At 61.9% G+C, this 16,986-nt stretch carries 15 protein-coding genes; all 15 read left to right on the top strand.

What is annotated here, in order from left to right:
• The first annotated feature begins 1 nt into the window (after window position 1).
• The gene (locus ACNOHI_RS22680; RefSeq protein WP_420476990.1) at window positions 2-982 is read left to right on the top strand and encodes an NHL repeat-containing protein; all 981 of its coding nucleotides are present in this window, start codon (window positions 2-4) and stop codon (window positions 980-982) included.
• Window positions 924-2,048 carry a 6-bladed beta-propeller gene (locus tag ACNOHI_RS22675; RefSeq protein WP_420476989.1) on the top strand — a complete coding sequence of 375 codons (1,125 nt, stop codon included), beginning with the start codon at window positions 924-926 and terminating at the stop codon, window positions 2,046-2,048. The genes ACNOHI_RS22680 and ACNOHI_RS22675 overlap by 59 nt, the downstream gene beginning before the upstream one ends.
• The gene (locus ACNOHI_RS22670; protein ID WP_420476988.1) at window positions 2,048-4,654 is read left to right on the top strand and encodes a hypothetical protein; all 2,607 of its coding nucleotides are present in this window, start codon (window positions 2,048-2,050) and stop codon (window positions 4,652-4,654) included. Before ACNOHI_RS22675 ends, ACNOHI_RS22670 begins: the two co-directional genes overlap by 1 nt.
• A gap of 10 nt (window positions 4,655-4,664) precedes the next feature.
• Window positions 4,665-5,633 carry a cytochrome c biogenesis protein ResB gene (locus ACNOHI_RS22665; RefSeq protein ID WP_420476987.1) on the top strand — a complete coding sequence of 323 codons (969 nt, stop codon included), beginning with the start codon at window positions 4,665-4,667 and terminating at the stop codon, window positions 5,631-5,633.
• Window positions 5,634-6,446 (top strand): cytochrome c biogenesis protein CcsA, encoded by an 813-nt coding sequence (gene ccsA, locus ACNOHI_RS22660; protein WP_420476986.1) that lies wholly within the window; start codon window positions 5,634-5,636, stop codon window positions 6,444-6,446. It begins immediately after the preceding gene.
• A gap of 37 nt (window positions 6,447-6,483) precedes the next feature.
• The gene (locus ACNOHI_RS22655) at window positions 6,484-8,451 is read left to right on the top strand and encodes a tetratricopeptide repeat protein (protein WP_420476985.1); all 1,968 of its coding nucleotides are present in this window, start codon (window positions 6,484-6,486) and stop codon (window positions 8,449-8,451) included.
• 178 nt (window positions 8,452-8,629) lie between these two features.
• Complete coding sequence (ccsA, locus tag ACNOHI_RS22650; RefSeq protein ID WP_420476984.1) at window positions 8,630-9,745, top strand: cytochrome c biogenesis protein CcsA; 1,116 nt, start codon at window positions 8,630-8,632, stop codon at window positions 9,743-9,745.
• Window positions 9,746-9,773: 28 nt separating this feature from the next.
• Window positions 9,774-10,331: a TlpA family protein disulfide reductase gene (locus ACNOHI_RS22645; protein ID WP_420476983.1), complete on the top strand. Its 558-nt coding sequence runs from the start codon at window positions 9,774-9,776 to the stop codon at window positions 10,329-10,331.
• A gap of 51 nt (window positions 10,332-10,382) precedes the next feature.
• Window positions 10,383-11,915 (top strand): ATP-binding protein, encoded by a 1,533-nt coding sequence (locus ACNOHI_RS22640; RefSeq protein WP_420476982.1) that lies wholly within the window; start codon window positions 10,383-10,385, stop codon window positions 11,913-11,915.
• A gap of 10 nt (window positions 11,916-11,925) precedes the next feature.
• Window positions 11,926-13,323 carry a sigma-54-dependent transcriptional regulator gene (locus ACNOHI_RS22635; RefSeq protein WP_420476981.1) on the top strand — a complete coding sequence of 466 codons (1,398 nt, stop codon included), beginning with the start codon at window positions 11,926-11,928 and terminating at the stop codon, window positions 13,321-13,323.
• Between the two features lie 124 nt (window positions 13,324-13,447).
• Window positions 13,448-13,927 (top strand): tetratricopeptide repeat protein, encoded by a 480-nt coding sequence (locus ACNOHI_RS22630; RefSeq protein ID WP_420476980.1) that lies wholly within the window; start codon window positions 13,448-13,450, stop codon window positions 13,925-13,927.
• Window positions 13,928-13,972: 45 nt separating this feature from the next.
• On the top strand, window positions 13,973-14,314 hold the full coding sequence (locus ACNOHI_RS22625) for a c-type cytochrome (RefSeq protein ID WP_420476979.1): 342 nt from the start codon (window positions 13,973-13,975) through the stop codon (window positions 14,312-14,314).
• Window positions 14,314-15,414 (top strand): ligand-binding sensor domain-containing protein, encoded by a 1,101-nt coding sequence (locus ACNOHI_RS22620; RefSeq protein ID WP_420476978.1) that lies wholly within the window; start codon window positions 14,314-14,316, stop codon window positions 15,412-15,414. Before ACNOHI_RS22625 ends, ACNOHI_RS22620 begins: the two co-directional genes overlap by 1 nt.
• A gap of 11 nt (window positions 15,415-15,425) precedes the next feature.
• Window positions 15,426-16,682, top strand: a complete 1,257-nt coding sequence (locus ACNOHI_RS22615) for a ligand-binding sensor domain-containing protein (protein WP_420476977.1) — start codon at window positions 15,426-15,428, stop codon at window positions 16,680-16,682.
• Window positions 16,683-16,826: 144 nt separating this feature from the next.
• Window positions 16,827-16,986, top strand: a 160-nt coding sequence (locus tag ACNOHI_RS22610; RefSeq protein ID WP_420475782.1) for a uroporphyrinogen decarboxylase family protein, incomplete at its 3' end; no start/stop codon positions are given.

Here is a 16,986-nt window from a genome sequence, read left to right as displayed (position 1 = left end):
CATGGGCGCTGATCACACGACATTTTCTGCGTTCAGGCGCGCCTGCGTTGGCGGCCTGGCCCTGTTGTGCCTCTCTGCGGCAGGCTGCCTGCAAGCCGCGGAGCCAGGCGCACCGCGTCCGCTCGTGTCGCGCGCGCAGGTGCTGATCGGCGCTCAGCTGGCCAGCGAGCCAACCGGCATTTTTCCGCAGACCCGGCCCACGGTCACGGGGCACCTGCCATTCAAGACACCCGTGGCGGTGGCTGCCCGCAACAATATCGTCTACATCGCGGACTCCGGTTACCGCCAGGTGTTTCGCTACGATCCGGCGACGCTGTCGATGCTCCGTTTCGCGGACATGGCAAGCGGCACGGCGTCCGCGCTCACGGTCGGCCCTGACCTGTCGCTGTACGTCGCCGAGGTCGGCACCGGACAAGTGATGCATTATTCCTGGGATGGCCGGCTGCTGCCGTCGTTCCGGCACGACACTGCGATGCGTCAGCCGGTGAGTGTTGTCGTCGACGAATCCGGTGGGCAAGTGTTCATTGCCGACAGCCTGTACAATCACGTCGTGGTCTTCAACGGACTCGGACGCGCGCTCGACGTGCTCCGGCCCGACGAAGCCCAGAGCATCGAGTCGATGGCGCGCGGCCCGGACGGTTTGTATCTGGCCGATCGCATCGGACGGCAGGTGGTGGTCATGGCATTCGACGGCAGGGACTTGTACACGTTCGGCAACGACGTGCTGAACATGCCCCACGCGATCGCGGTCGACCGCTTCAATCGCGTGTTTGTCAGTGATGATTTTGACAATACCATCAAGGTATTCCAGGATCGGGAGCTGATCGCGACCATTGGTGGAAGCGGTGCCTCGCCGGCCAGCTTCAACCGGATTGCCTTCCTGTCGCTCGACCGGAACACTCTTTATGTCGCAGACAGTCTGAATGGCCGTATCCAGTCCTTCCTGCTTTCCACAGTCGCTCCACGCCGCCCTGGCCAGTAGCATCTCCCGCCTTTCCCTGCTGGTGGTACTTGGGGCGACCCTGCTCGCCGGTTGTGCCGAGACGAAGTACCGCATGCATCTCGACCCGGAGCCGGTTGCCAGGAATGCCGCGCTGGTCTGGCCGGCGCCCCCCGAAACGGCCCGTTTCCGTTATGCCGGACAATTGACCGGGGAGGACAACTTCGTCCCCGACAACGCCCATGATCCCGGCCTGGCGGTGGGCGTATTGAAATGGCTGGTAGGCATTTTCGACGCCGCCGAGGACAAGGTCGTCCTCAAGCGCCCCCAGACCGGGATGGTTGATGAACAGGGACGCGTCCTCGTGACCGACATCGGAAACCAGGCGGTTTTCGTTTTTGACAATGTGAACGCGCAACTTCATGTCTATCGGCAAGCGACGGAGCTGCGCAATTTCGTCACGCCGATCGGCATTGTGCAAGGGCCGAACGGGCAGATCCTGGTAGCCGACGCCGAACTCGGCGAGGTATTCCGGCTGGGTGCTAACGGCAAGCCGCTGGGAAGCTTCGGCAAGAATGTGCTGAACCGGCCCACGGGACTTGCGCGCGATCCCGAAAGAGGACTCGTATACGTCTCCGACACGCATGCGCACGACGTCAAGATTTTTGACGATGACGGCCGGCTCGTCGACTCGATCGGCAATCGCGGCGACGACGAAGGGACGCTCAACTTTCCGACCCATCTGGCGTATGCGAAGGACAGGCTGTACGTCACCGACGGCATGAATGCGCGCGTGCAGATTTTCGATACGCAGGGCAGGGTCATTACCACTGTGGGGCGCCGCGGACTGTACGTAGGCGAAATGACACGTCCGAAAGGAGTGACCGTCGATACCCACGGGAACATTTACGTGGTGGAATCTTTCTACGATAATCTTCTCGTCTACAACAGTCAGGGACAGTTTTTGATGCCCATCGGCGGAACCGGCAAGGAAATCGGCCAGTTCTATTTGCCCGCGGGTGTCTGGAGTGACCGGCAGAACAGGATTTACGTGGCCGACATGTTTAACGGACGCATCGTCATCTTCCAGCTGATCGGGGGGGCGTAATGCCGTCGTGGCCCAAGCGTACCGCCGCGGGACTGCTTGTCCTGTTGCTATTGCTGTTGACCGTCCTTGCGCAGGCGGCCATCACGGCCACGGCCAAGGTGTCGGATGTGCGCGGCACCAAGCATAACTTTTCTGCAACACCCGATGGGACGGCCACCCCATCCGGCGGCACGGTACCGGTGCGCACCGTCAAGGCCAGTTCGGAGACGCAGGTGTGTGTGTTCTGCCACACGCCGCACAACGCGGAAGTCGGTCCTCTCGGCACTGGCACAAACCTGTACAGCGCTCCCTTGTGGAACCGCAAGCTGTCCCAGGAAACCTACCAGACCTACGATTCCGGTTCGATGAACGCCGCGACAAGCGAATTGACGGCCGGTCCCGGCGGCGGGTCGAAGCTATGCCTTTCCTGTCACGATGGCACGATGGGCGTCGACAAGGTCGGCGTGCTCAATGGCGTGCAGAATCCGACGATCAACATGGCCGGCGGCACGACAAACGTGAAGATGCCTGGCGACTCGACAACGGGATTCACGCGAAACCTCGGCACGGAACTGAAAGCCGACCATCCCATTTCGTTTACCTATGACTCGACGCTGGCCAGTGCGGACGGCGAGCTGCGCGCGCCGGACGGCGTCATCGTCGGCAACCGCGTTGGAGGCACCACGCCGCCCAAGCTCCCGCTCGACAAGAACCAGATGCAGTGCACCACCTGCCACGACCCGCACCTGCGCGACAACGCTGCCGGTAACGGCAATGCCAAGTTCCTGCGCCTGAACCGATTTCAGGTCGACCAGCCGACTGGCGGGGCCTTCAACGCGACCAACGACATCGTTTGCCTCGCGTGCCACGATAAAGGCGGCGTGTCGTGGGCATTTTCGGCACATGCCAATCGCAGCGTCGCCACGCATACCTACAAGGGGGATGCTGCGCAGCGCCGGGAATTCCCGTCTTCGCTTGACACCCCGGCGAACACGAATCCCGAGGTATGGCAGGTGTCGTGCCTGAATTGCCACGATACGCACACGGTACAGGGTGCACGCCGCCTGCTTCGCGAAGGGACCGACAGCACCAACACACCAAAGACTGGAGGTAATCCGGCCCTCGAGGAAACCTGCTTCCAGTGCCACGCGACGACGACGCAGTCGATCGTCAACTACACCGCTCTGACCAATGCGGCGGTGCCCAACATCAGGTCGGACTTCGAAAACCTTGCCCGCCGCATGCCGATCAAGAGCACCGAGCAGCTCGCATCAACCGAAGTGCACGACATCGGAGGCATCTTCAATGATTCCCTTGAGGCGGACTGCTCAAAGGCCACAGGCCAGTGCGGCAAGGACTTCCTCGAATCACGCGCCAAACTCGGTTTCGGGGCTGGCAACAACCGCCATGCCGAGTGCACCGACTGCCACAATCCGCACCGCGTGATCAAGGCGCAGAACGGATTGCCCGGGAACCTCACGGCAAGCAATACGAACGACAAGGCCGGTACCCACAGGCACGAGAACGCCACCGGCTATGTCCACAGCAACCTCATTTCCGGCGTGTTGCGGGGAACCTGGGGCATCGAACCCATCTATCCGAACAACTCCTTCCAGTCGATGCCGTCCGACTTCACGGTCAAGCGCGGAGACCCGGGCGGGAATACCGGCAACCTTGTGACCGCCACTTACGTCACGCGCGAATATCAGATCTGCCTGAAGTGCCATTCCAACTACGGATACACGGACGACAACATCTATCCGAACGGCCTGACTCGCCCCCTGCTCGGCGGTGGCGGACGGACGCCGCAGAACGCCAACGGGCATAGCAGTTTCACGCGCTATACCAACCAGGCAAAGGAGTTCCAGGCACCTTCCAATCATGCGGTACAGGTCGGGTCCGTCAGCCGGGGCTTTGACGGCGGCGCCGGCTCATCCGCCGCAGTAACAGCCACCAACAACAACAATCATCGCTCGTGGCACCCGGTCATGCGTCCGACAGGTCGTACGTCCCGTGCGGCAGGCGGATTCCTTCCGCCATGGAACAATGCCGGCGCGCTTGGTAACCAGACCATGTATTGCTCGGACTGTCACGGGTCCGGCACGGCGACCGGCACGGCGATGCCGACGGGGAATACCGCGACGATGGAAGGCGGAAATGCCTGGGGGCCGCACGGATCCAATTTCAATTTCCTGCTAAAGGGTGATTACAGCACCACGACCGGCGAGGGGCAGGAGACGGATGGCCTGTGCTTCCGTTGCCATAGCTATAGCCGCTATGCGACGGGTGGCGGCGGCACCGGTTTCCAGACCGATCGCGGAGACGGACACGCGGTGCATACGGACAGGATCGACAACGCGATGAAGTGCAACTTCTGCCATATTGCGGTGCCCCATGGCTGGAAGAACCGTGGCCTGCTGGTCAACCTGAATGACGTCGGTCCCGAGGCCGGCCTTGCTGCCGGGACCGCCGTCAGCTATACCAACAATGTCGGCTATACCAATGGGCCGTATTACCGGAAAGCATTCCTTCGCATCGTTTCCTTCCCGAGCGGTCAGTGGACGGAGGCTAACTGCAATGGCGGCAGCAAGTCGACGATGAAGACGAATTGCGAAGTGCCCAACTGATGTTGCGCGGATGCGTTTCGTTCTCGCCCTTGCTTCGCTCAAGTTCACGCCGGTCGGGCTCGTCCTGCTCGGCATCGCTTCCGTTGCGGTATACAAGTTCGACCATGGCGCCACGCCCTGGCTTGCCTTGCCCCTGTTCCTTCTGGCAATCAACCTGATCGCTGCGGTCGCGACCAACGGCGTGTTCCGCAAGCAGATGCCCCTCCTGGTTTTCCATCTTGCGCTGATCGTTCTCGTCATCCTTGCCGCCGTGGGGCGCCTGACCTACCTGAAGGGGAATGCGGAGATAACCGAAGGCGCTGTCTTCAGCGGCCTGAAGGATGTCGACGCGGGGCCCTTGCATCAGGGGCGGATTGAGGACGTCGCGTTCATCAATGAGGGCTTCGACATCGAATACATGGCCGGCCCGATCCTTGACCGCATCGCCAACCGGGTGCGATGGCGGGATGCCAGTGGGGCGGAACGGGTGGCTGAAATCGGTCACAACATGCCGCTGACGCTTCATGGCTATCGCATCTACCCGACATCCAACAAAGGCTTCGCCCCTGTCTTCGCCTGGCGTCCTGCTTCCGGTAATCCGATGCTGGCCGCAGTTCACCTCCCGAGTTATCCGGCCAATGCCAGTGGACAGGCGCTGGCTTGGCGGCCGGCGGGTGCTGCCGAAGAATTGTGGGTCATGCTGGACATCGCCGAAACGCTGATTGCGGAAGACAAGCCGTCGCACTTGCGCCTTCCTGCAAATCAAAAGATCGTGCTGAGGCAAGGGCAGGAGCGGACCGAAATGCAACCGGGCGACACCATTACGCTGCCGGACGGTCAGCTGGAGTACCAGGGATTGCGCACCTGGATGGGATACCGTTTTTATTACGACTGGACCATTCCGTGGATGCTCGCCGCCTGTGCCGTCGGCGTGCTGAGCCTCTCCTGGCACTTCTGGCGCAAGTTTGCTGCGACGCCGTGGAACCGGGATAATGCTTGAATGGAAATCGAACTGAAACTACTCTGGGCCGGCATCATCTGCTACGTGCTCGGCGGCATTATCGCGATCTGGTCCGTGGTCATGAAGCGGCGACCGGAACGCACGGTGCTCGCATTGATGACCATCGGCTGGCTGCTGCATACCGCATCGCTGCTGGTGCGTTGGGAGCGTCTCGGTCACGGGCCCTTCGTGACCATGTTCGAAATCCTGTCGAGCAATGTCTGGAGCCTGATGCTCGCCTTCATCATCGCCTTCTGGCGCATTCCGCAAATCCGTGCCTCCGCCGCCGTTGTCATGCCCATCCTGTTCGTGATGATGGGCTGGCTGGTGCTGTCGAGTCCGGGCGAAGTGCATTTTCCGCGCTCGTTCCGCACACCATGGCTCTATATTCACGTGGGGCTGGGCAAGGTATTTCTCGGCGCGATGCTGGTTGCCGTCGGGCTTGCGGGAGTCATCCAGCTGCGGCGGACCGAACGCGGAATGGGGTGGTTCCAGCGTTTGCCCGATGACAAGCGCCTCGATGACCTGGCGTACCGCTGCATGGCGCTGGCAATGATCTTCAACGGCTTGATGCTGGTCGCCGGTGCTATCTGGGCGCAAGATGCGTGGGGACGTTACTGGGCCTGGGACCCGCTGGAAACCTGGGCTTTCATTACCTGGCTCGTGCTTGCGGTTGCGCTGCACGTACGGATTACCTTCAAACCATCGCCCCGCCTGTCCTCGAGCATGGCTTTCGTGGTGTTCGCGATTGCCTTCCTGACATTTTTTGGCGTGCCTTTCCTGACCGACAGGCCGCACCAGGGAACGTTCTAGTTTCCCTTGGCCTACTATTTGCACTGCAACCCCAGTTATGGATTCTGTATTACGTGATGATCACGCCGGCATAGGCCGGTTCGCCGCCGGCTGGCTCTACCTGGCGCTGGCGGCGCTTGCGCTGTCGACCTTCTGCGCCGTCCTGCTCGTGTCCGCGCGCGCGCCGTTACCCGGGGCGCTCGCCGCATCCGGTGAACTGTTCAGCCGGGCGCTGGTGCTGCACGTCACTTTTGCTGTCGTGGTCTGGTTCCTCTCCTGTACTTCGGCCATTTGGGTCATGGCGGCCGGCGGTGCCGCCGGAACCGGGCACTGGACCGCGCTGGGCCTTTCCGCGGCGGGCCTGGCGGCGATGGTGTTGCCCCTGTTTTCGTCGGCAGCGCAGCCGGTGCTGGCGAACTACGTTCCGGTGCTGGAGCACCCGATATTCCTTGCGGGCCTGGTGCTGTTCCTTGCCGGCATCGCCTTTTGCGGCGGCGCGACGGCGCTTGAAGCACTGCGGCGAGTAAAGGATGGCAAACCGTGGCGATTCGGGGCCGTGCTCTCGATGGGCGTGGCGGCGATCGCCTTTGCCGCGCTTGGGTTGTCGCTCGCCCAGATGGGCCTGCCGTCCGGGCATCCCGCATTCGAAGCCATTGCCTGGGCGCCCGGTCATCTCCTGCAGTTCGTGCATGTGCTGCTCATGATGAGCGTCTGGACCGTGCTTGGCGAGGATGTGCTTGGCGCCGAGCTTGCGCCGCGCGCCTGGGTGCGTACGCTGTTCCTGCTCGCGGCATTGCCGGCGCTGGCGGCGCCAGTCATCTACCTCAGCCATCCTGTCGGCAGCCTCGAGTTCCATCGCGCGTTTACACGCCTGATGGCATGGGGCTGCTGGCCGGCTGCCGCCGTACTCGGCGTGATCGTGCTGCGCAAGATGGCCGGGGCCGGGCGCCAGGTGTTGCGGTCCCCCTTGGGGCCGGCGCTGTTGCTTTCGGTGGTGCTGTTCCTGCTCGGATGCGTGCTCGGTGCGCTGATACGCGGCGAGTCGACCATGGTGCCCGCGCATTACCATGGCACTGTCGGTTCGGTCACACTGGCCTACATGGCGCTGGGCTACCGGCTCCTGCGGACCTACGGCACAGGCAACGAGACCGGGGAACGCAGGCAGACGGTGATGTACGGGACTGGTCTTGCGGTGCTTGCCCTTGCGCTGGCCTGGTCGGGATGGATTGGCGTGCCGCGCAAGACCTTGCATGCCGACGTGATGATGGAATATCCCGCTTACTTCGCTGCAATGGGACTTGCCGGCCTCGGCGGCTTGCTCGCCATCGCCGGCGCAGTGCTGTTCCTGGTGAATGTTGTTCGCCGTCTGCGGGGCGCCCGTCAGGCTTCTGCACGCCCCGCACGGCGTGACGTACGTGCAGCCGCGATGCTGCTGACGACGCTGCTCACGGTGGCGACCGGCCTGCTGATCGCCTGGTGGCCGAATGAGATCGGCACCGTGACCGCACCGGCTGCGGATGCCGTGAAGAATCCGGTCGCACATGTGAAGCAGAAACGCCAGGAAGAAGTCGCGCGCGAATTCGCCGAAGGTGTTCGCCTGCTGGCTGCCAAGGATTACCAAGCTGCGGCAAGCGCACTGCATCGTGTACTCGAGTTGGCGCCAAGGATGCCCGAGGCGCACGTCAACATGGGCTATGCCATGATCGGCCTGAAAAACTTTGCGTTCGCCCGGGACTTTTTCGAAGCCGCCATTTCGCTCAGGACCGAGCAGATGAATGCCTATTACGGCCTGGCCGTCGCCCTTGAGGGTATCGGCGACATGGAGGGCGCACTCGGCGCAATGCGCACGTATGTCCATCGCATGGATCCGAACGATCCCTTCGCACGCAAGGCCAACGCCGCGATCTGGGAGTGGGAAGCAGCGCTGGCGAAGAAGCGCTCTTCAGATACGCCGCCCACGGCCGCCATTCCCGAAAACGGGAAGGGTGCGATCCGCTATCCCATTCCCGAGAAAAAACTCAACTAGGTCTTGTCCTGCCTCAAGTCGCCGGCTCCCAAGGGAGTCGACGGCCTTCCATGCTCCGGTTTTTCCACATGGAACCGAAATTGCTTGCCTGATGACTTGCAGCAAATTCAATATCGCCTGTCGTTCCTGATGAATGCAAAGGCGAAGGAATACGGGGCAGGGTGCAGGAGGAGTCAACGTGCCGGTCACCGTCGGGCTTGTCGATGAGGAAGAGAGGATCATGGATCCGGAAAGCTATGGCCGTAGCGGGCAGTATTTCAGGTTGCCCTACAGGCTGTACTGGGCAGGAGTGGTCATTGTCGCCACTCTGGTGATGCTCGTCGTCGAGTATCTCGAAACGCCATCGCTGGTACCCAACATTCCGTTCGAAGACCTGTTTGTCTTCAAGCTGCTCGGCTACGGCAACCTGTTGCTGATCGCGTCGACAGTCCTTTACGTCAGCCATCTCTGGTTTACGTCGGAAACGGTCGGCCGCTGGGCATCGCTGCTCGCGGGACTGGGTGCGCTGGCCTCCATCCTTGCGCTCGGCACGCGCTGGATCGAGATCCTCTGGTTGCACCGCCCCGGGCACTTCGCCCTGAATTCCCTTTATGAAATGGTGACGCTCTTCGGTGCCCTGACGGTGGTCATCTACCTCGTCATGGAACGCGTCTATCGCACCCGGTCCGCGGGCGCCTTCGTGATGCTGATTGTCCTGGCGGCCGTGCTGTTCCAGATTTCGCTCGCCAGCAAGGAATCCGCCATTCCGGGCAGCCATACCCGCATCCTGCGCGCCTACTGGATGTACGCGCACGTGCTCGGCTCCTTCGTCGGGTACGGCGCTTTTGCCGTGGCGTCGGCCATGGGCGCGGCCTATCTCGTCAGGGCGCAGTCGCAGGGCTTTGGCGCCCTTGCGCGGGCATTCGGCATCCGCTCATTGCCCGAGCCCGAACGGATCGAACGCCAGATGCACCGCGCCATCATGCTCGGCTTCCCGGTGTTCACCCTGGCAACCGTCCTCGGTGCTGTCTGGGCCTACGAAGCGTGGGGCAGGTACTGGGCCTGGGATCCCAAGGAAACCTGGGCGTTGTTTGTGTGCCTCATCTACGCTTCCTATTTCTTTTTTCACTACGTCAACCACTGGAGCGGCACCCGCATGGCATGGTGGAGCATCGCCGGCTTTGGCATTACGTTATTCTGCTTCATCGGCGTGCGGGCCATCTGGCCGGGCGTGCATGAGGCGGTGCCGATGGTGACGCAGGACGACAGTTCCCGGCATTGGCTGGCGGCGATGATTTTCTCGATGATGCCGTAGCCGGCTGTTTTGACGGGATTGCAAGGTCATGAAACTCAATCGATTTTTCTTGTTTTTTGCTGCCGCGCTAATGTCGGCGGCACTAAGTGGTTGCGGCAAGGAGCCGCCGCCGAAGCCGGAGATCACGGAAGGAAAACCTTTTCCCGCGATTTCCATGGCCAATTCCACGATGAATGCGCTGGATGATCCGGCATTGCGCGGAAAGATGCTCATCCTCAACGTGTGGGCGACGTGGTGTCCGCCATGCCGACGCGAGATGCCGGGGCTGGAGCGGCTCAGCAAGACGCTCGACCCCGCGCGCTATGTAGTGCTTGGCATGTCGACGGACCAGGACGAGCGGCTGGCGGCGGAATTCCTGACGCAGAACGGCATTACCTTTTTCAATTTCTTTGACCAGAACGGCCGCCTGTCGCGAGAGTGGAATCTGAAGGTGTATCCCGAAACCTTCGTGATCGCGCCCGACGGCACGCTGCTTCGCCGCATCCCCGGCCTGCGTGAATGGGACAGTGCGGAAATGCTTGCCGAGCTGGAGTCCCTGTACCAGGAACACCAGGGCAAAGCAGGCACGAAGACCTTTGTCAAATAACAGATTGAACGGACAAGCCTGGTGAATTCGATACGGAAGTTCTTGAACGCAATGCAGGATCGGCTACTCAAACGGGAGTCAGTCGCAGGGGAGGGCGCCGCGCAAGCCGGCAAGGCGCCAGGCTCCACCGTCTTTTCCGTCAGGACAAAGGGCTTGATCGTATTCGGCGCGCTGATCGCCTATGCCGTGATCATTGCGCTGTTCGTGTTCCACCAGAAGAACCAGTTGCTGCGGGACTTCGAGGTGATCCAGAAGTCGCTGGAGGTCGACAGCATGCTGAAGCAGGCCGATACAGCCGCCTTCCACGCCGTCATGGGCGTGTTCGCCAACGTCGATTCGTCGGATCGTGAAGCGGGCATGCAGCGCATCCAGATGCATTACCAGATCCTGCGCACCAAGCATGCCGATCTCCAGCAGGCGATCCCCGGCTTCGATGTGCGGCTGGACGGCGCCGATGCCGCGCTGGACGAGGCGTTCCGCGATGCCTCGCGCGAGAACCTGAGCCAGCTGATCGTCGAGCTGATCAAGACCAAGAACGAATTCACCAACCTTGCCGAGCAGTCGCAGCACGCACGCGAGCGCATGTCCGACCGCTATCGGATGCAGACCGATTCGGTGGCCATGACCACGATGTTCCTCGGCATGATGGGCCTGGCCTTGCTGGGCACCATCATGGCCTTGTTCTTCAAGCAACTGACCGAAGACCTGGGCACCCTGCGGGAGCGCGCCATCGAGATCGTCAACGGCTATCGCGGCGCGCCGATCCCGATCCGCCGCCACGACGAAGTCGGCCAGCTGATGGCGGCCGTCAACAGCATGGCCACCGCGCTGGACAAGCGTGAAAAGGAACTGATCGTCGAGCGGCAGAAATACTTCCACCAGGAGAAGATGGCCGCCATCGGCGCGCTCGCAGCCGGCGTCGCGCACGAGATCGGCAACCCGATCGCCGCCATCTCCGGGATCGCCCAGGACATGAAGGAGCGCCGTGATGCCGGGCTCGGCTTCTGCGCCGCGGATTATTGCAAGGAATGCCGTCCCGACCTGATCCAGGCGCAGGCCCAGCGGCTGGCCGCCATCACCCGTGAAATCCAGGAGTTCGCCTCGCCCCAGCCGGCGGAGCCGCAGTTGCTGGACCTGAATTCCCAGCTGCGCAGCACGACCAGCCTGATCCGCTACGACAAGCGCCTGCGCGGCGTGGAGCTGCGCCTCGACCTCGACCACAACCTTCCCGCCATCGAAGGCGTCGCCGATCAGCTGACGCAGGTGATCATGAACCTGCTGATCAATGCGATGGATGCCCTCGAGTCTGTCAAGGATCGGCCCCCGACTGTTGTAATATCCACACGGCAAGAGAACGATCGTGTGTGCATGACCGTTGCCGACAACGGCTCCGGTATGGAAAAGGAGGTTGTCGAGCGTGTATTCGAGGCGTTCTACACCACGAAACCTGCTGGCAAGGGTACCGGCTTGGGCTTATCCTTGTGCTACTCCATCATGAAAAACCATGGCGGCAGTATCGAGATCGATTCCACCCCGGGCGTGGGAACACAAGTCAAAGTTTATTTTCCGTTAAATGAAACCTAACGATACATCCATGAAATCCCTGGAGGTCCTGGTCGTCGACGATGAGCCGGCTATCCGCCAGATCCTCGCCGCCCACCTGGGCAAGTCCGGCTGCAGCGTCTGCCAGGCCGCCAACGGGACCGAGGCGCTTGAACGCTTGTCGAAAGGAGACATCGACGTAGCGATCAGCGACATCAAGATGCCGGACTTCACCGGCATCGAACTCGTCCGCCGCGCGCGTGCCGCCGGCATCGAGACGAGCTTCATCATGATGACGGCCTATGCGTCGGTCGACACCGCCATCGAGGCGATCAAGGCAGGCGCGTCCGACTACATGATCAAGCCGGTTCGCAACGAGGAGGTCCTGCACCGCCTGATGAAGGTCCGCGACCTCCGTCGTCTCAGTTCTGAGAATCGGGTGCTGCGCAACCTGGTCATGGGCGCCCGCGAAGACCACTTCGTCTTCGAGTCGGCGGCCATGAAACAGCTGGAACGCCTGATCGCCAAGGTCGCTCCGACCGACAGCACGGTGCTGGTCACCGGCGAAAGCGGCACGGGTAAAGGCGTGATCGCCCGGCAGATCCACCAGCACAGCCAGCGCGCCGACGGGCCGTTCATTCCGGTCAACTGCGGCGCCATCCCTGAAAACCTCATGGAAAGCGAGCTGTTCGGCCATATCAAGGGCTCGTTCACCGGCGCCGACAAGGCGCGCAAGGGCCTGTTCCTCGAAGCCGACAAGGGCACTATCTTCCTCGACGAAATCGGCGAACTGCCGCTGGCGCTGCAGGTCAAGCTGCTGCACGTGATCGAGGAAAAGACCGTCCGCCCCGTCGGCGGCGAGCAGGCCAAGCGCGCCGACGTGCGCATCGTGGCGGCGACCAACCGAGACCTGTCGCAGATGGTGGCCGAGGGCCGGTTCCGTGAAGACCTGTATTTCCGCCTCTCCGTTTTCCATGTTCACGCGCCGCCGCTGCGCGAACGCCGCCAGGATATCCCGGGGCTGGTGCGATTCTTGCTGCAGAAAGGAGCGAAGCGTCTTGGCAACACTGGAGGCATCTCCATTGATCCGGACGTGGAAGACATCCTGAGCGCCTATGAATGGCCGGGTAACGTCCGGGAGATGGAAAACGTGGTTGATCGAGCATTGATTCTGGCCGATGAAGGCCGTATTAGCCGTGAGGACCTGCCGCCGCAGATCCTGCGTTCGTCGCCTGCCGGGAAAAACGGCGCCGCCGTCGCTGAATCCGGCGACAGCCTGCGCGAGCAGGTACGACGCTTCGAGGCATCGGTCATCAACAAGGCCATCGCCGACGCCGGTGGTGATCGCCGCGCGGCAGCGCAAAAGCTCGGCATCGGCTTGTCCAGCCTGTATCGCAAGCTGGAAGAGTACGAAGCGCTCGGCCTGGTTCAGGATGGCGGCAAGGTGTAATCGGATCTTGATCGTTTCATTCGCGGGAGGCGGAATACAAATGGCAACAGGGAAGGATCAGTTGAAACGCACAGTTAAACGTTCTTTGTCACGACTGGCCGGGGCGCTGGTGTTGGCAGCTGCCATGTCGCCCGCCTACGCGGACATGGCCGAGGACCATGAGAAGGCCATCCAGATGTGGCAGATGGGGAACGTCGTCGATGCAATGGGCACGTTCACGGTCAATGCCGAGAAGGGGTATGCGCCGTCCCAGGTCTGGCTGGCGAACCTGATGGACCAGGCGCAGCAGGATGAAGGCGCCGTCAAATGGTTCACCAAGGCGGCCGAGCAGGGCTTCGCGGCCGGCGAATACGGACTTGGCGTCATGTACGGCAAGGGCGAGGGCGTCAAGCAGGACAGCGCCAAGGCTATTGAATACGTCACGCGCGCCGCAGAGAAGGATTACATCGACGCCGTGGTCGCGTTGGCGGGCATCTACTCCAAGGGTGGATTCGGCGTGGAGCCCAATGCGGAAAAGGGGGAGTACTGGACTGCCCGGGCAGCTGCGCTGGCCCCGAAGGAAGAACAGAAGCAGGAAACTGGCAAGAAAAAGCGGCGCAAGTAAGCGCCGGTGCCACCGAGGATCCCCGTCATGGTCTCAAAAATGGGAATGGATAACACCCGGCTTGTCCGGACAATCAACGTATTGAAGTTGCTCGCCACGCTGCTGGTTGCCGCCGTGGCTGCCGGATTTTCCGGCGACCTGTATGCCAGCGACATGTTCAAGGGCAAGAAGCTGTACAACTCGCACTGCGCGCTTTGCCATGGGATGGGCGGCCAGCCGACCATGCCCGGCGCGCCGAACTTCCTGCGCCAGGAAGGCATCCTCAAGCCCGATTTCACTCTGCTGGCCACGATCCGCGCCGGAAGGAATGCCATGCCTGCATACCAGGGCATCCTGACGGACCGCGACATCATGGACGTCATCGCTTACATAAGGACCATGAATTGATGCATCTATCCCGCTTGTTGTTGTTACCCGCACTGTTTACCGCTTTCGTCGGTTCATCCGCTGCACAGAACAAGGCCCCAGCTCCCGTCGCCGCCAGCCCCACCCAGCCGAACGTCATTGAGACCTTCGCGGTGGGCGATCACGTTTACGTGCGTGCCCTGGCCATGGAGCCCAAGACCAACACCATGTGGGTCGGTACTTCCACGGGCGTTCACGAGATCGACCTTGGCAACAGCAAGCCGCGCAACACCTTCACGCGCGACAGCGGACTGGCCAACGAGTATGTGTTCGCAGTAGGCGTCGACAAGGAAGGCTACAAGTGGTTCGGCACCAACGCAGGCGGCGTGTCGCGCTACAAGGACGGCAAATGGAAGACCTTCTTCCCGATGCATGGCCTGGCCGACTACTGGGTGTATTCCTTCGGCAGCCAGAAGAACGGCGACCTGTGGATCGGCACCTGGGCGGGCGTCAACGTGGTCGACCTGAAGACCCTGAAGATGCGCACCTACGTGAAGGAACTCATCAACGAATGGGTGTACGGCATCTCCGTGGATAACCAGGACCGCGTCTGGTTCGGCACCGAAGGCGGCGTGTCGATGTTTGACGGCAAGGTCTGGAAGTCCTGGACCCACAAGGACGGCATGGGCGCCAAGAACGACAAGAAGCTGATGACCAGCCCGAACACCGGCCTGGGCACGCGTTCGCGCCACGATCTCGGTTTCCGCACCGACGACGGCTCGGCCACCTACAACCCGAACTATGTGTTTTCCATTCTCGTCGCAAAGGACCAGCAGGTCTGGGCCGGTACCTGGGGCGGCGGCGTCTCCCGGTTCGACGGCAAGAAATGGAACAACTACTCCGTCAAGGACGGACTTGCCGGCGACATCGTCTACAGCATGGTGCAGGACGCCCGGGGCGTGCTCTGGTTCGGCACCAATGGCGGCGTGTCGCGCTTCGACGGCAAGAACTGGAATACGGTCGACGTCCGCACCGGCCTGCTGGATAACAACGTCTACGCACTGGCAGTCGCTCCCAACGGCGATATCTGGGCGGGTACACGACGCGGCGTCGCACACCTGGGTCAACCAAAAGGCAAATAGGAGAAATCACAGTGCAGTTGAATAAAATATCCGGCGCGCTCGCCGCAGTCGGCCTCGTTGCCCTGATGGGTGTTGCCTATTACATGGGCGCCAAGAACCGCGAGCAGCAGGCTGCCGCACCGGCCGTGCGCCCGATGCAAGGACCGGTATCGCCCAATGCGCAGATGCCGCAGACGCAGAACCACGCCGGCCTGCAGCAGCAGGGCCAGGCCGTCCCCCCGCAGGGCGGCAAGGTGGAAGTCGATCCGAACGCCAAGTTCACACATTTCCGTGTCGGCAACCGCAATGTCAAGGCGATCTTCATGAAGGGCGACGTCGCCTGGGTCGGCACTTCCGGCGGCGTCGTGCGTTACGACACCAAGACCGACGACTACCGCCTGTTCGACGTGCGCAACGGCCTGCTGTCGAACGGTATTTTCAGCATCGACGAAATCGGCGGCCGCATCATGGTCGGCACCTACGGCGGCGGCATGTCGCTGTACGACGAAAAGCAGGACAAGTGGGAAAACTTCAACATTCCCCAGGGCCTGGGCGATGCCTTCGTCTATCGCGTGATGCAGGCATCCAACGGTGACGTGTGGGTCGCGACCTGGTCCGGCGCCAACCGCATCCGCGGCGGCGCGCTGACCGACCGCTCCAAGTGGGATCTCTACACCGTGGAGAACACCAAGGGCGGGCTGATCAACGACTGGGTGTACGGCCTGGCGGAAGGCAAGAACGGCGACATCTGGATGGCGACCGAAGGCGGCCTGGTGCTGTTCAGGAATGGCAAGTGGGAAAACTGGAACCACGCCAAGGGCCTGGGGGCACCGTATGAAAAGGTGAAGAACGACATCAAGTTCACCAACGATCCGGCGCAGCAGTCGACCCACCACGCCAAGCAGAAGGAAGAGATGGGCCTGCAGGGCATCAACGTTGCCTTTAACCCGAACTACATCGTGTCGATGGTTGTCGACGCCGAAGGCGTGGTCTGGGCCGGCACGTGGGGTGGCGGCCTGTCGCGCTTCGATGGCAAGAACTGGCGTCATTACACCGTCGCCGAAGGCCTGCCGGGCAATCACGTATTCATGCTGCACATCGACAAGAAGGGCCAGATGTGGGTCGGCACCAATGCGGGCCTGGCGCGCAAGGATGGCGAAAAGTTCATCGTCATGACCACCGAGCACGGCCTGTTCTCCGACACCGTGTTCTCCATGGCCACTGCCGAAAACGGCAACCTGTGGGTCGGCAGCTTTGGCGGCGTCGCACGCCTGAAGAGCGGTTTGTAATGTCACACCACCCCTCTCCCACAGGCGGGAGAGGGGCAGGGGTGAGGGTGATTGCCAAGGGCTCATTCAGTTTTTGCCAACGCCCTCATCCCCAACCCTTCTCTCGCCTACGGGAGAGGGGTGCTAATCAAGAGAAAGTCTTCCATGTCATCCAAGTTTGCCCCCCTCCAGAACGATACCTTCCTGCGCGCGCTGCTGCGCCAGCCGACCGAGTACACGCCGATGTGGCTGATGCGCCAGGCCGGCCGCTACTTGCCGGAATACTGCGCCACCCGCAAGCGCGCCGGCTCCTTCCTCGGCCTGG

This window comes from Noviherbaspirillum sp. ST9 (genome assembly GCF_048799745.1).
Taxonomy (GTDB): domain Bacteria; phylum Pseudomonadota; class Gammaproteobacteria; order Burkholderiales; family Burkholderiaceae_D; genus Noviherbaspirillum.
This window is presented reverse-complemented; position numbering and strand designations above follow the sequence as displayed.